This is a genomic window from Spirosoma sordidisoli (genome assembly GCF_004138325.1).
GTDB lineage: Bacteria > Bacteroidota > Bacteroidia > Cytophagales > Spirosomataceae > Spirosoma > Spirosoma sordidisoli.
The window spans coordinates 310049-324610 of the sequence record NZ_SBLB01000007.1 but is presented as its reverse complement, the minus strand read 5'-3'; the positions used below and the strand labels follow the sequence as shown (position 1 = coordinate 324610).

Below are 14562 nucleotides of genomic sequence, written 5' to 3'. Positions count from 1 at the left end.
TCGTATTTTGGCACCATGACCCTTCTGAACACAACGCTCAAATGGCTTCTCGAACGGCGACTGCCGCGCATCGAAGCCATGAAAAAACACCCGGGAGCGGTGCAGCAGAAGGTGTTTGACCAGCTGATCCGAGCGGGCCGGCGAACCGAATGGGGCCGGGCCCACCAGTACCAGTCGATCCGGACGGTGGCGGATTTTCAGCAGCAGGTGCCGGTTTCGAGCTACGAAGAGCTGTATCCCTACATTGAGCGGGTGATGCGGGGCGAACAGAAAGTGCTCTGGCCATCGCCGGTGCGCTGGTTTTCCAAGTCGTCGGGTACAACCAACGCCCGCAGCAAGTTCATCCCCGTTACGCCCGAATCGCTCGACGAAAGCCATTTTAAAGGGGGTAAAGACATGATGGCCCTGTACGTAGCCAACAACCCGGATACCCGTACCTTTGAAGGCAAAGGCCTCTCCATTGGCGGCAGCCTGCACCCCAACCCAACCGGTACGAACGGCGTGGCGGGCGATGTGTCGGCAGTTGTCATGAAGAACCTGCCCAGCTGGGCCCAGGCCATCCGTACCCCCGGTATCGACGTAGCGCTGATGGACGACTGGGAAGCCAAGCTGGAGCGCATGGCCGAAGTCACCTCCCAGGTAAACGTGACCAGTATGCTCGGCGTGCCGACCTGGGGGCTGGTGCTGATCGATAAGATTCTGGCCCGGACCGGCAAATCGAATATTCTGGAGGTATGGCCCAACTTTGAACTGTTCGTTCACGGTGCTGTCAATTTCCAACCGTACCGCGATTTGTTCCGTCAGCAGATTTTCCCGTCCGATTCGGTTCGGTACCAGGAAGTGTACAATGCATCGGAAGGGTTTTTCGCCATTCAGGACGATCTGACGCGCGTTGGGGAGATGCTGCTGATGCTCGACTACGGCATTTTTTACGAGTTCGTGCCAGCCGCCGAGGCCGATAAGCCGTTTCCCAAAGCCCTGACCATCGACGAAGTGGAGCTTGACAAAAATTACGCCCTGGTCGTATCGACTAATGGTGGCCTGTGGCGATACCGCGTTGGCGATACGGTTCGGTTTACGTCGCTCTACCCCCATCGACTGAAGGTCAGTGGCCGAACCAAACATTTCATCAACGCTTTCGGCGAAGAAGTCATTGTAGAAAATGCCGAAGCCGCTATCACCCGCGCCAGCGAGGCTACCGGCGCCGTTATTGCCGATTATACCGCCGGGCCGGTTTATATGGGTAACGGAAAAAACGGCTGCCACGAGTGGGTTATCGAGTTCGCGCAGGACCCTCATGATCAGCAGCAGTTCAACCAGATTCTGGACGAAACCCTCCGGCAGATCAACTCCGACTACGACGCCAAGCGCTACAACAATTACGTGCTGAAACAGCCCCGCATCCACGTTGTTCCGCGCGGCACGTTCTATGCCTGGATGAAACAGCGCGGCAAAATAGGCGGTCAGCACAAAGTGCCGCGGCTGGCCAACTCCCGCGAATACCTCGACGATATTCTGGGCCAGTTCTCGGTCGGAAACTGGTCATAATCAGCCCCGAACCAGCTTCTTCTCTTTGATAAAGTCGTTGGTCATCACAGCTTTGTCCGGATTGAGCACCACCTGCTTCAGCACCGCGCAGACGAACAGTTCGTGATCGCCCGAATCGGTCGTGTGCAGCACCTGACACTGGGCGTACCCGATGGCTTCTGTCAGATACGGACAACCCCGCTCATCGAGTGCATACGGCAACGTTCGGAATTTATCCGTTTGTTTCCTTTTTCCTTCCAATCCAGGGCCGCCCTGGATTGGGCCACCCTGGATTGGACGGCCCGATTGCTGGCCCAGTTTCCGGATCAGGCTGGTCTGGTCGGTAGCCAGCAGGTTGACGTTCAGGATACCGCTTTCCCGCACCAGCTCAATGGTATAATCGGTTTTGTAAAGTGCCACCACCAGGTGCGTTCCTCCCATGGCCGTTTGCATCACCCAGGTTGCAATATTGGCGTTTTTCTGACCGTCTGATGTGATGGTAGTAATACTGTGAACGTCGTAGTTTTTGTATTTCAGCAGGCGTTTGGGCATAAGATCGTGTAGGATTGGGGGGCCGCTGGCAGAACGAAGGAGCCAGCCTGATTGTTGATTCTATGAGTCTGGTTAATTTTGACGTGAAGTTGGCAACCATACGCTGACCCCTAACGACTGCCGAATGAAATCGTTCGATATTCCCGAGTACTACCGCAGCAGCATCATTACCCCCCTGAAAGAATTCCGGCGGAGACGGGACAAGCTCAAGCGTGATTTTACCCCTACCGTGCTCGACTTCGGTCCGGTCCGGTTTCTGGTGGCCCGCCACTTCGGATTCTGCTACGGCGTAGAGAATGCGGTAGAGATCGCCTATAAAGCCATTGCCGAAAACCCCGGCAAACGCATTTTCCTGCTGAGCGAGATGATTCACAACCCCGATGTGAACGCCGACCTGCAGAGCCGGGGTGTCCGCTTTCTGATGGACACGAAAGGCAATCAGCTCGTGAACTGGGCCGAACTGACGCCCGATGACGTAGTCATTATACCCGCCTTCGGTACTACCCTCGAAATTCAGCAACAGCTGGCGGCCATTGGCCTCGATGTAGCGAAATACGATACAACCTGCCCGTTTGTCGAGAAAGTCTGGAACAAAGCCGGGCAGATCGGTCAGAAGAACTATACCGTTGTGGTACACGGTAAACCGACGCATGAAGAAACGCGGGCTACCTTTTCGCACAGTAAAGAAGCCGCCCCGACGGTAGTAGTAAAGGACATGGCGCAGGCGCAGCGGCTGGCTCGTTACATCACTGGCGAGGCCTCGGCGACCGAGTTTTTCAGCGAATTTGCAGGCCAGTACTCCGACGGCTTCGACCCGGGCCGCGACCTTCGGCGCATCGGCGTTGTGAACCAGACAACCATGCTGGCTTCGGACACGCAGGGCATTGCCGACTACCTCAAGCAGGTTATGATCCGGCAGTATGCGCTCCAGCCCGACCAGATCGACGCCCACTTTGCCAACACCCGCGACACGCTCTGCTACGCCACGAACGACAACCAGGACGCCACCTACGCGCTGCTGACCTACGAAGCCGATTTTGCCATCGTGGCCGGGGGCTACAACTCGTCCAACACCTCGCATATCGTTGAACTCTGCGCCGAAAAACTGCCGACCTACTTCATTGAGTCGGAGCAGAAAATTCTGTCAGAGACCCTGATCCGGCATTTCGACAACCACACCAAACAGGAGATCGTAACCGAAAATTTTCTGACGGCTTCAACGCAGCCCGATCGGCCGGTAACGGTACTGCTCACCTGCGGAGCTTCCTGCCCCGACGCGGTGGTAGAAGGCATACTGCTCCGGCTGGTTGGCTTCTTTCCGGATGCCCGGCCCGTTGGCGAGGTGATGAGCGAGTTTATGGTTTAGCGAACCCGGATGGTTACCTCACGGCTTTCGTTGTTGAGCCGGTCGAGGGCCGTTACCGCGTACACATACTTCTTTTTAGGATCGGCGGTCCTGTCTACAAAACGCGTTGTCGATTCGCCCTGACAACGCGCCACGATATAGCGAGGATCATCGAGCCGCAGGCGGGGTTTGCGCCCTTCGAACCGGTAAATGACGTAAGCACTGGCTCCGTCGCCATCTTCGGCCTCGGCCGACTGCTGCCAGAACAGTTCAACCCCCTCGGGCGTATCGGCGGCTTTGAGATCGCGCGGGGGCAGAGGCACGATGCTATCCAGCCACGTCATGGGCGGTACCAGCGCCGGATGCCGGTAGAAATTACTTTGCAGCGAATCGCGGATGGCCAGCGGATTTAGCTTCAGATTTTTGGCGCTGAAGAACACGCTCCCCTGCACAATGCGCTGGAGCCGGTTGTAGCGCATCTGATCGGGAAACTCGGTAGCCCGCGCCCAGCCCGGATCCCGTTCCGACCCGCGCCCAACCCGGTAGGCGCCGTGACCAATGTACAGATGGCATTTGCCCGAGTTGCGCGTCCACCACTCAACCAGCGTTTTATAGGGCACCCGCGTAAACTCCGAACTGAAATAAACCTGCGGCACGATGTAATCGATCAGGCCATCCCGAATCCATTTACGCGTATCGGCATACAGATCGTAGTACGACTGCCCACCGTTGGTAGCGGAACCATCGGGGTCATTGCTCTGATTTTTCCAGATGCCAAACGGGCTGATGCCAAACTTGACCCAGGGTTTGTTGGCCCGGATCGAGTCGCGCAGCTCGGCCACGAGTTTGTTCACGTTGTCGCGTCGCCAGTCGGCTTTTTTCATGCCGTTGTAATTGGCCTGATAGGTGCTGTCGTCGCGCAGGGTCTGGCCGGCAATGGCGTAGGGATAAAAATAATCGTCGAAGTGGATGCCATCTACATCGTATTCGCGCACCACGTTGGCGACGATACCGGCAATGTAGGTCCGGACTTCGGGAATGCCGAGGTTGAACAGTTTGCGCCCGCCGTACTCCAGCATCCAGCGGGGTTTTTGATAAACAATATTGCTGGGCGCCACACTGGCCGTTTTGCCGAACGTAGCCCGGTCCAGGTTGAACCACGCATGAAACTCCAGTCCCCGCTGGTGCGCCTGTTCGATCATGAAATCGAGCGGATCGTAGAACGGCTGGGGAGCCAGCCCCTGCTGCCCCGTCAGCCATTCTGACCAGGGTTCTGACCCGCGTGCGTAGAACGCATCGGCCGCCGACCGAACCTGCACCACCACCGCGTTCAGGTTCGTCTGCTGATACATATCGAACATCTCGACGATCTCCCGCTGCTGTTCGGCTACGGGCAGTCCCTTTTTGCTGGGCCAGTCGATATTCTCGACCGTTGCAATCCAGACGGCCCGAAACTCCCGTTTGGGCGGCACCGGCCCGATCAGCGGAACATCGTCTTCGAGCGTATCGGCCGGTACGAGAACGGCCGACGGAGCCGGTTTTGGTTTAGGAGGTGCTGGTTTTGGAGCGGGTTTGGCCGCTACGGGAGGACCAGCCGGTTTTTTGGTAACGACCGGTTCGGGCCGACGACAGGCATGTACCAGGACCAGACAAAACAGCAGGAAAAGAAAAGCAACAGAACGCATCATGGAGACATAAAAATCAATGCCCCAAAATAACGACAGAACAGCCAGAAGTCTTACGCTCCGGCCTGAACCTGGCCTCTTTTACTGGCGGCCCGGCAGGCATCGCTACAGTAAACGACGTTCTCCCAATCGCGTTCCCACTTCTTTCGCCAGGCAAAAGGCCGGTTGCATACGGGGCAGATCTTGGTGGGCAGGTCGGCTTTCTTACGCATCTTCATACGCCAATAACCCGGGTTATGCGGGATAGGTTTTCTGCCTTTTGGGAGCCTTTCGGCGATTCGTACAGCCTGAAGTCAGGCCTCTCTGGCTGACTGATTATTTTTAATGGCTTACTAATCCATTACCGCAAACGTTTCGCTTCCTACTTGGTTGTAAGTATATGAAAGACACCGACCTGATCGCTGCGCTAACCGAAGCCGACATTGACCGAATTGTTGAAATGGCCTGGGAAGATCGTACGCCGTTCGACGCGATCGAAGCCCAGTTTGGCTTGCCGGAGCAGGCCGTTATTGCGCTCATGCGTCGCGAAATGAAGCCGTCGTCGTGGCGTATGTGGCGGGCGCGGGTGCAGGGACGGGCCACCAAACACGCGCTCCGGTCAGCCGTTGATGACGCCCGTTTCAAGTCAAATCAGCAACGGGTAGTGACGCATAATAAGATAGCCAAACGCTGAAATGGTAATTTGGCGTCCGAACGAATTAGCGTAGTTTTGTACCGCTAAAGTAACGGGTCAGCAATCTTTATTCTGCCTATAGCAGAAAACCAATATCTTTTTAGACTATTTTATCTTTAAAGGTAGTAGATTTGCGCCGTTCTGCAACCAAGTTTCAAACAGATCACCTTGTTATGTCGAGCCAGAAGTTAGATCAGATAGATCGCAACGTACTAGAAATTCTTCAAGCCAACGCTAAAATTACCAACGCCCAACTATCTAAAGAAATCGGACTTTCGCCCGCTCCTACCCTGGAGCGCGTCAAAAAACTCGAAACCTCGGGCATTATCCAGAGCTACCACGCCCAGCTCAACCGGGAAAAGGTAGGACTCGGCGTTACCACCTTCGTTATGGTTACGCTAACGGGACACAAAAAGGAGACGACCATGTCGTTCGTCGATAAAGCCAACGAAATTCCTGAGATTATCGAGTGTCACCACATTACCGGCTCGGGCGATTTTCTGCTGAAGGTTATTGCCAAAGATATTGCCTCGTATCAGGCGCTGATGCTGGATGTGATCAATGAAATAGACGAGGTAGCCAGCACCCAGACGATGGTGATCATGTCGACCTTCAAAGAAAGCAAAGTCTTGCCAATACCCTGATATGAGTGATGAGTTAAGGGCGATGAGCAAAGTTCAATTAATTCATCGCTCATCACCCTTAACTCATCACTTCGTTTATCCTCTCCGCTTTCGGCGCTCTTCGCGTCGGGCTTTCTTTTGTTCATCGAGCAGCTTCTGTGCTTCCTTGTGCTGGCTCGACTTCCGATCCGACTTGTCCAGTACCTCTTTGAAATAGAGCTGGGCCTGATCGTAATTTTTCTCTTCCGTCGCTATTTTTCCGAGTGCCAGCACCGATGACCAGTAGTAGCCTGCGTTCGTAGCGTTGGTCTGCCGGGCAAAATCGATCGATTGCTGATAATATTTTTTAGCTTCGGGCAGGTTTTTATGAAACAGTTGGTTGATGTATCCCAGAATATAAGCCGCTGTTCGGCCGCTGACGCCTTCGTATCCTGATTGGGAGCGCGCAATTTTCTCCAGCATACTTTTGGAAATCCGCTCGGCTTCGGCCAGTCGCCCCTGCACAAAGGCCGACCGCGCATAATACCGCTCAAAGAACGGGTTATCCGGATACTGCTCCGACATGTATTTGGCCATCTCGTAGGCCTTGTCGTACTGGTTTTCCATACTGTAGATCTGAAGCAGGAAGTACCGGGCCTCGACACGGGTGTAGAAAGCCGAATTGGCCGTTTTTTCCAGCTGTTTGATTCCGTTCTGCTTGTTTCCTTTTGGGAAAAACATCAGAATAGGCTTCAGAATGGGGTAATTCTCCGGAATCCACTGGGAATAGTAATTGTACATCCCATCGCCGAAGAGCAGTTCGGGGCTGAAGTCAGCATTGCCCTTGCACTTGTCGAAATACTTGAGCGCGTTTTTACCGGCCAGGGTCGCCTTGGCCCATTTTTTCCGTTCCGAGTACAGCCGCCCTTTAAACGCATAGGCAGCCGCCAGGAAGAACGAAGGCTCCAGCTTGTTGTCGCTTTCGTCGTACAGCCGCTCGGCCAGGATGATGGTCGAGTCCATGTAAGCATGGCAGAGGTTGTCGTAGTCCGTAACGTCGGTATTCGGCACAATTTTCCACCACTCGGCCAGCCCCATCATGAAATACGGCATCGGGTGTTTCGGATAGCGCACCCGCAGCCATCGAAACTCCTTGTCGGCTTCGTAGAACTTGAAGTTGTACATCTGGTTGATGGCCTCCGCCGATTCGATCTGCACGCCCGGGTGCTTGAGGAGACCATCGTACTTTTTATCAAACGCCGACGGATCATAGAGTTGCGCCTGCGCTAAAAAGGCCAGCGCCGTCAGCCATACCGTCAACAGAGTCTTCTTCATTCGTTATTGATTCGTTATCAATCTATGAACGTAAACGGGTGTCGGTCCGTTTGCTCGTGCGTATTTTTCACTGAAATTTAGCCCCCTTTCCGGCACTGGCCGTATCTTTGACCTTCGCCGACGTCATCATGCTAACCATCAAGGACAAAACCTTCGTCCCGTTTATTGCCGCCGATACTATTCAGAACCGCGTACAGGAACTGGCCAGCCAGATCAGCCGCGACTATGCCGACCGGCAGCCGCTGATCATCGGTGTACTGAACGGAGCCGTAGTATTCACCGCTGACCTGCTCAAATGTATCGATATTCCCTGCGAGGTCACGTTTATTCGGGTAGCGTCGTATGCGTCTACCACCTCAACCGGCCATTTGAAACAAATTCTGGGCCTGAATGAATCCATTGAAGGCCGTCATGTGCTCATCGTGGAAGACATCGTCGACACGGGTCTGACCATGGCCGACATTTGCGAACAGTTCCAGGCCGCCAATCCGGCGTCTATGGCGCTGGTGACGCTGCTGTACAAACCATCGGCGCTGCAGAAAGACCTTCACCTGGACTATGTCGGCTTCGAGATTGAAAACCGGTTCGTGTTGGGCTACGGCCTCGACTACGACGGACTCGGCCGCAACACAAAAGATATTCTGGTGCTGGCCGACTAGCGATCGACCTCGCCCATAACCAGATCGAGCGAACCCGTTATAGCCACCAGATCGGCCAGCATAGCCCCCCTGGCTATTTCACCAATAACCGACAGGTTGTGAAAGCAGCACGACCGGGCCTTGCAGCGAACCGGCACATCGGCACGACCATCGGTGCGGAAGAAGAAGCCCAGTTCCCCTTTGGCGCTCTCGGCACGGGCGTAAAAATCCATCGCTTTCGGCCGTATTTTCTTCGGCACCACCGCCTGCGGATCGTAATCGCGGGTGCGTTTGTGAGGGCCGGTGAGTTGATCGAGGCACTGCTCAATGATCCGGATCGACTCGTGGCACTCCAGCACCCGAACGTTATTGCGGTCCCAGCAGTCGCCTACGGTTCCCATCTGGCCCTGCCCGATCGGAATATCGAACGCCAGTTCGGGATAGACCGAATAGCCATCGACCCGGCGCAGGTCGTACCGCAGCCCCGATCCGCGGAGCATGGGGCCGGTGCAGCCGTAGTTGATGGCTACCGCTAACGGTAAGACGCCAACGTTGGCCGTTCGTTTCACGAAGATTTCGTTCTCGATAACCAGTTGCTGCAACTCCACCAGCTTGGGTTTCAGGTAAGCTATGAATTCGCGGCAGCGCTCCTCGAAACCAACCGGCAGGTCGTAGAACAAGCCCCCGATCCAGATGTAATTGTACAACATCCGCGCTCCGCTGACCCATTCCAGTAGCCGCTGAATATGCTCACGATCGCGCATGAGCCACAGAAAAGGGGTGTAGGCACCAATGTCGAGCGCATACGTGCCGATGCCGACAAAGTGAGCGGCAATGCGGTTCAGTTCGGCGACCAGTACCCGGATGTATTCGGTTCGTTTGGGGATGTCGTTTTCGATGCCCAGCATCCGTTCAACGCCCATGACAAAAGCGTGTTCGCAGTTCATGGCCGCCAGGTAATCGAGCCGGTCGACGAACGGAATCGCCTGGTTGAAGGGCAGCGACTGCGCGTGTTTCTCGAAACAGCGGTGCAGGTACCCCACGTGCGGCACCACATCGACAATAATCTCGCCGTCGGTAACGACCTCCAGCCGCAGTACGCCGTGGGTAGAGGGGTGCTGCGGCCCCATGTTGAGAATCATCTCCCCTTCGGCCAGCATATCGGGGCGATAGACCGCCGGTTCTGACGCCCGAAAATGACCCGGCGCGTACTCGTATTGGATGGTTTGGGTTGTCATGAGCTCCTCAAAGGTCGGCAGTGGACGGTCTAAAGTCAAAAATCAGCGCCGGCTCTCGTCTAATCAACTACAAATCATTACTTTTTCTTGTCAGGCTATTGGGAGAATAAAACCCATTTCGTACCTTTGCGCTCCTTATCGAGAAAACGAACTGAGCAATGGCAAAGAAAGGCGCCAATAGAATCCAGGTTATTCTGGAATGCACCGAGCAAAAAGACAGCGGTGTACCCGGCATGTCCCGGTACATTACCACCAAGAACCGGAAGAACACGCCGGCTCGTATCGAGCGGAAGAAATACAATCCGTTCCTGAAGAAAGTAACGCTGCACAAAGAAATTAAATAAGGTTTCTGGTTTATAGTTTTCTGGTTACGGTGGAGCTCACAGGCTGCCCATTCCGAAAACTGAAAACCGTAAACCCTAAACTAACCATCTGTCATGGCAAAAAAGGTAGTTGCAACCCTGAAGACGAAGGACAACGGCAAGGCGTTCGCCAAAATTATCAAAGCCGTTAAGTCGCCCAAAACCGGCGCTTATACCTTCAAAGAAGAAATGGTTCCGGTTGATGAAGTACAGGCTGCCCTCAAAAGCTAGGCCCACTCTCAGCTACAACGGCCTGTTGTCTGCGACACAGACCGTTTGCGCAAAATTTCAGGAAGTCCCCCCAGCCCACGCGGCCCGGTGGGACTTTTTTTGTTGCAAATCAGTTAACTAGCAGGTAAGAATCCAGTACACCCCTCCAATCAGTAGACTGTTGGGCTGTTTGCACCCCTGAATCGGCTCCCTAACTGACAACTCATTCACTACGAACTATGGCTTTATTCGGCTTTTTCTCGAAGGAAAAGAAAGAAAATCTAGACAAAGGGTTAGAGAAAACCAAAGATAGCTTCTTCGCCAAGCTGGGTCGCGCCGTAGTCGGCAAAGCCACCGTCGACGAAGAAGTACTCGACGAACTCGAGAACGTGCTGGTATCATCAGACGTGGGCGTCGAAACAACCGTTAAGATCATTCGACGGATCGAAGAGCGGGTGGCGCGCGACAAATACATGGGCACCGACGAGCTCGACCGCATCCTGCGCGAAGAAATTGCCGGGCTCCTGGCCAGCAACAATACCGTAGACGTGGCCGACGATTTTGCGCTGCCGGCTTCGATCAAGCCCTACGTCATTATGGTTGTCGGCGTGAATGGTGTCGGCAAAACGACCACCATTGGCAAGCTGGCCGCTCAGTTCCACAAAAGGGGCAAACAGGTGGTGCTGGGCGCGGGCGATACCTTCCGGGCAGCCGCCGTCGATCAGCTCAAGCTCTGGGGCGACCGGGTGGGCGTGCCGGTCATTTCACACGGGATGAATACCGACCCCTCGGCCGTTGCCTACGATGCCGTGAAAAAAGCAACCGAAATGGGTGCCGATGTGGTCATTATCGACACCGCCGGCCGACTGCATACGAAAGTGAATCTGATGAACGAGCTGACCAAGATCAAACGGGTCATGCAGAAAGTAACCCCCGACGCGCCCCATGAGGTGTTGCTCGTGCTGGACGGGTCGACGGGACAGAACGCGTTTATTCAGGCTACCGAGTTCACCAAAGCTACTGAAGTGTCGGCACTGGCCATTACCAAGCTGGACGGGACGGCTAAAGGGGGCGTAGTAATCGGCATTTCGGACCAGTTCAAAATACCCGTCAAGTACATTGGTGTGGGCGAAAAAATCGAGGATCTGCAGACATTCAACAAGATGGAGTTTGTCGATTCGTTCTTCAAAAAATAACAAACCGGATGGCCATCGTGACGGATCTGGCGGCTGTGAACAATGATGTGATTAACATCATGGAGCGTTACTATGGCCCACGCCTGGATAGCGTCATCTTGTTTGGTTCGTACGCGCGGGGTGACTACAACGAAGAATCTGACGTAGATTACCTAATCGTTTTGACAGACGAAAACGTGTCGCCATCTAAAGAGGTATATACAACCATAGCCGCCCGTAACGAGTACTATCTACAAACACTGATTCCTATATCAACCGTCGTTGTCTCCAAAACTCAATTTCTAACGTCAAACCGTATGTTTTACCGCGAAGTTAAAAAAGACGGGAAATGCATTTATGAGCGACGACCTGAGCAATTGCGTTAGGAAGGCCACTGGCTACTTGGCAAATGCTAAAATTTTAGTAGCTACGGATTTTCCCAACGGAGCCATTACTTCTAGCTATTACTGTTTCTTCTGGCTTGTTCGTGGTTTACTGGCTAGTAAACATATTGTTACGAAGAGACATTCGTCTGCCCGTGAAATGTTTTCTCTACACTATATTAAATCCGGAGAAATTCCAGAGCAGTATAAAGATGACTTTGCGACCCTGTTTGAGCAAAGGCAGCTAGCCGATTATGATATAGACGGCGACTTTTCGTTAGAGGATATACTGCATCTAATTAGCCTATCCGAAAATTTTCTCGCTTTCGTCAACGAACGCTATGCATAAATACCTCATTTTCTGGGCCGTCTACGTTAGCCTGTCCCTTCCGGCTATAGCCCAGCAGGCGTCCCGTCAGAAAGCCACCAAGCAAGGAATCTGCGGCACCGTGGTCGAGAAAAAAGGAAACATGATGCCTTCCGTGGGTCCGGCATCGGCCCGTACCAACGGAGCAGCGGTTATTCGCGAGGTGCTTATCTTTCCCCTGCTGAACAGCAGCCAGGTCGACGCGGGTGAGAACGGGTTTATTACGTCCGTGCGTGGGGTTAAACCGCTCAAAACGGTGAAGTCGGACAAAAATGGCCGGTTCTGCGTTCGTATGCCGGTTGGGAAGTACACCCTCATGGTGCGCGAACCGAAAGGCCTGTACGCCAACCTGTCTGACAGTCAGAATAACATCTTCCCAGTCAGCGTACAGAAGAACCGTCAGTCTACTATCACTGTAGAGATTTCGCATAGTGCCGTATTTTAGCGGCTATGAACGTCCTGCTGCTGTTTCTGATCGTTTTCGCGCCCTTCGTTTTCTTCATCCTCCGCATGCTCCGTCATACCCGCGAGAGCCTGGGCGATGGCTCTCCGCTGGTTCGGTCCGTTACGGTTACGTGGGATCGTAATCGATTCTTCACCCGGTTCACCGTTCTACTTCTTTTACCACTTCCGCTGATGGGCCTGCTATATATCGGTATGGGGGTAGCCACCTTCGTTCGCCAGCCTGATCAGGTTCTGGGGGCGGTGTTTCTTATGCTGTTGGGCGTCGCTACGGTGGCGCTAGTGGCGTTCATTTTCAGCCAGCAATACAGGCTGTGGAAACAAGTTCGCGACAAGCGCGTAACCTTCGATCCGGGGCTAAAGACCATTACCATTGCGGAGGCCGATGGATCTGTTGTCGTCAGCTCACAGAATGTTTCGTCTATCGAATCTCACATTGCTCACCGAAGCAATAAGAGACCGGACTGGGCTTTTTATACGTTTGTCCTTACAGACGGGCGACGGTTTAGCCTGCATGACCTGTTTCTAAGGGCCGACGACTTACTGGAATCCTATTTTTCCGGTACCGCTCAAGTACTGGTCAGCCATAAGACCATTTGGTACGAGCCCGAAAACGACAGCCCCATCGGCGAACTTTGTCCAACCACCGGGCGTTAGTTTTTCTCTAACCGCCTGCTAATAAGTCCTGTTTTGAAAACCAAAGGAATACGTACCAATAAAATCAATATCGTTACGCTCGGCTGCTCGAAAAACCTGGTCGATTCGGAAGTTCTCTTCACGCAACTCCGGGGCAACGGCATGGACGTAACGCATGAGTCCAAAAAAGACGACGCCAATATTGTCGTTATCAACACCTGCGGCTTTATCGACAATGCGAAAGAAGAATCGGTAAACACGATTCTGCGCTACGTAGATGCCAAAGACGCGGGTATGGTGGATAAAGTTTACGTAACCGGCTGCCTGTCGCATCGGTACAAAGACGAGCTGGAAGTCGAAATTCCCGACGTCGATGCCTGGTTTGGTACCAACGAAATGCCCCGGCTGCTGAAGACGCTCCGGGCCGATTATAAACACGAACTGGTGGGCGAACGGCTGCTGACCACCCCCGCCCACTTTGCCTACCTGAAAATTGCCGAAGGCTGCGACCGGCCCTGTTCGTTCTGCGCCATTCCGCTGATGCGCGGCAAGCACGTGTCGCGGTCCATGGACGAGCTGGTCACCGAAGCGCGGTCGCTGGCCCGGCGCGGCACCAAAGAACTGATTCTGATTGCTCAGGACCTGACCTACTACGGCCTCGACCTGTATAAAAAACGCAACCTCGACGAGCTGGTGGCCCGCCTGGCCGACGTGGAAGGAATTGACTGGATTCGGCTTCAGTACGCTTACCCGTCGGGTTTCCCGCTGGAGGTGCTGGATGTCATGCGCAACCGGCCCAACGTCTGCAACTACCTGGACATGCCGCTGCAAACCGGCTCGACCGAACTGCTTCGGCTCATGCGCCGGGGCATCACCCGCGAAAAAACCGAAGCGCTCATTAACACCATCCGGGACAAAGTACCCGATATCACCCTCCGTACGACACTCATTGTGGGGCATCCCGGCGAAACCGACGCCATGTTCCAGGAAACCTACGATTTCGTAGACCGGATGCGGTTCGACCGGATGGGCGTGTTCACCTACTCGCACGAAGAAAACACCCATTCATACTCGATGCCCGACGATATTCCGGCCGATATCAAGCAGGAACGCGCCGACGAGCTGATGGACCTGCAACAGAGCATTTCGGCCGAGCTGAACCAGCAGAAAGTAGGCCGGACCTACAAAACCCTGTTCGACCGGAAAGAAGGTGGCTACTTCATCGGCCGCACCGAGGCCGACTCGCCCGAAGTCGACAATGAAGTGCTGGTTCCGGCCAGCCAGTACGTACGCCTGGGCGATTTTGCCAACGTCCGCATCGACCGGGCCGAAGAGTTCGACCTGTACGGCAACGTGGTCTAAGTAGCGTATT

At 54.3% G+C, this 14562-nt stretch carries 18 protein-coding genes; 13 read left to right on the top strand and 5 right to left on the bottom strand.

Annotated features, from left to right (window positions below; translation table 11 throughout):
- Positions 1–15 precede the first annotated feature (15 nt).
- A complete protein-coding gene (locus EQG79_RS23920; protein WP_129604863.1) occupies positions 16–1548 on the top strand; it encodes a GH3 auxin-responsive promoter family protein in 1533 nt (510 codons plus the stop codon).
- On the opposite strand, the gene EQG79_RS23915 is transcribed toward EQG79_RS23920, so the two are convergent.
- Positions 1549–2079: a flavin reductase family protein gene (locus tag EQG79_RS23915; RefSeq protein WP_077922118.1), complete on the bottom strand. Its 531-nt coding sequence runs from the start codon at positions 2077–2079 to the stop codon at positions 1549–1551. It abuts the gene before it with no gap.
- Between the two features lie 124 nt (positions 2080–2203).
- On the opposite strand from EQG79_RS23915, the gene EQG79_RS23910 reads away from it, so the two are divergent.
- Positions 2204–3445 (top strand): 4-hydroxy-3-methylbut-2-enyl diphosphate reductase, encoded by a 1242-nt coding sequence (locus EQG79_RS23910; RefSeq protein WP_129604860.1) that lies wholly within the window; start codon positions 2204–2206, stop codon positions 3443–3445.
- Here EQG79_RS23910 and EQG79_RS23905 read toward each other — a convergent pair.
- Positions 3442–5109: a glycoside hydrolase family 10 protein gene (locus EQG79_RS23905; protein ID WP_129604985.1), complete on the bottom strand. Its 1668-nt coding sequence runs from the start codon at positions 5107–5109 to the stop codon at positions 3442–3444. The two genes, EQG79_RS23910 and EQG79_RS23905, sit on opposite strands and share 4 nt — an antisense overlap.
- A 53-nt stretch (positions 5110–5162) precedes the next feature.
- Positions 5163–5327 carry a DUF2256 domain-containing protein gene (locus tag EQG79_RS23900; protein WP_129604857.1) on the bottom strand — a complete coding sequence of 55 codons (165 nt, stop codon included), beginning with the start codon at positions 5325–5327 and terminating at the stop codon, positions 5163–5165.
- Between the two features lie 161 nt (positions 5328–5488).
- On the opposite strand from EQG79_RS23900, the gene EQG79_RS23895 reads away from it, so the two are divergent.
- Both EQG79_RS23895 and EQG79_RS23890 read left to right on the top strand, forming a co-directional pair.
- Complete coding sequence (locus tag EQG79_RS23895; RefSeq protein WP_077922122.1) at positions 5489–5782, top strand: TIGR03643 family protein; 294 nt, start codon at positions 5489–5491, stop codon at positions 5780–5782.
- 173 nt (positions 5783–5955) lie between these two features.
- Positions 5956–6426, top strand: coding sequence for an Lrp/AsnC family transcriptional regulator (locus tag EQG79_RS23890; protein WP_077922123.1), 471 nt, complete (start codon positions 5956–5958; stop codon positions 6424–6426).
- Positions 6427–6501: 75 nt separating this feature from the next.
- Here EQG79_RS23890 and EQG79_RS23885 read toward each other — a convergent pair whose 3' ends face one another.
- Complete coding sequence (locus EQG79_RS23885; protein ID WP_077922124.1) at positions 6502–7719, bottom strand: tetratricopeptide repeat protein; 1218 nt, start codon at positions 7717–7719, stop codon at positions 6502–6504.
- 128 nt (positions 7720–7847) lie between these two features.
- Here EQG79_RS23885 and hpt point away from each other — a divergent pair, with 128 nt between their 5' ends.
- Complete coding sequence (gene hpt / locus EQG79_RS23880; protein ID WP_129604854.1) at positions 7848–8378, top strand: hypoxanthine phosphoribosyltransferase; 531 nt, start codon at positions 7848–7850, stop codon at positions 8376–8378.
- Here hpt and EQG79_RS23875 read toward each other — a convergent pair.
- Complete coding sequence (locus EQG79_RS23875) at positions 8375–9595, bottom strand: NADH-quinone oxidoreductase subunit D (RefSeq protein WP_129604850.1); 1221 nt, start codon at positions 9593–9595, stop codon at positions 8375–8377. The two genes, hpt and EQG79_RS23875, sit on opposite strands and share 4 nt — an antisense overlap.
- Before the next feature lie 158 nt (positions 9596–9753).
- On the opposite strand from EQG79_RS23875, the gene rpmG reads away from it, so the two are divergent.
- From rpmG to rimO, 8 genes are all read left to right on the top strand, one after another.
- A complete protein-coding gene (gene rpmG / locus EQG79_RS23870) occupies positions 9754–9939 on the top strand; it encodes a 50S ribosomal protein L33 (RefSeq protein ID WP_012929817.1) in 186 nt (61 codons plus the stop codon).
- 93 nt (positions 9940–10032) lie between these two features.
- Positions 10033–10188 carry a DUF4295 domain-containing protein gene (locus EQG79_RS23865; protein WP_012929818.1) on the top strand — a complete coding sequence of 52 codons (156 nt, stop codon included), beginning with the start codon at positions 10033–10035 and terminating at the stop codon, positions 10186–10188.
- A 218-nt stretch (positions 10189–10406) separates the two neighbouring features.
- A complete protein-coding gene (ftsY, locus tag EQG79_RS23860; RefSeq protein ID WP_129604848.1) occupies positions 10407–11363 on the top strand; it encodes a signal recognition particle-docking protein FtsY in 957 nt (318 codons plus the stop codon).
- An 8-nt stretch (positions 11364–11371) separates the two neighbouring features.
- Positions 11372–11728 carry a nucleotidyltransferase domain-containing protein gene (locus EQG79_RS23855; protein WP_129604845.1) on the top strand — a complete coding sequence of 119 codons (357 nt, stop codon included), beginning with the start codon at positions 11372–11374 and terminating at the stop codon, positions 11726–11728.
- Complete coding sequence (locus EQG79_RS23850) at positions 11700–12074, top strand: HEPN domain-containing protein (RefSeq protein WP_129604842.1); 375 nt, start codon at positions 11700–11702, stop codon at positions 12072–12074. The genes EQG79_RS23855 and EQG79_RS23850 overlap by 29 nt, the downstream gene beginning before the upstream one ends.
- Entirely contained in the window at positions 12067–12537 is a 471-nt protein-coding gene (locus EQG79_RS23845; RefSeq protein ID WP_129604840.1) for a hypothetical protein, read from the top strand. Before EQG79_RS23850 ends, EQG79_RS23845 begins: the two co-directional genes overlap by 8 nt.
- A gap of 5 nt (positions 12538–12542) precedes the next feature.
- A complete protein-coding gene (locus EQG79_RS23840; protein ID WP_129604838.1) occupies positions 12543–13211 on the top strand; it encodes a hypothetical protein in 669 nt (222 codons plus the stop codon).
- 33 nt (positions 13212–13244) lie between these two features.
- Entirely contained in the window at positions 13245–14552 is a 1308-nt protein-coding gene (gene rimO, locus EQG79_RS23835) for a 30S ribosomal protein S12 methylthiotransferase RimO (protein ID WP_129604835.1), read from the top strand.
- Positions 14553–14562 lie beyond the last annotated feature (10 nt).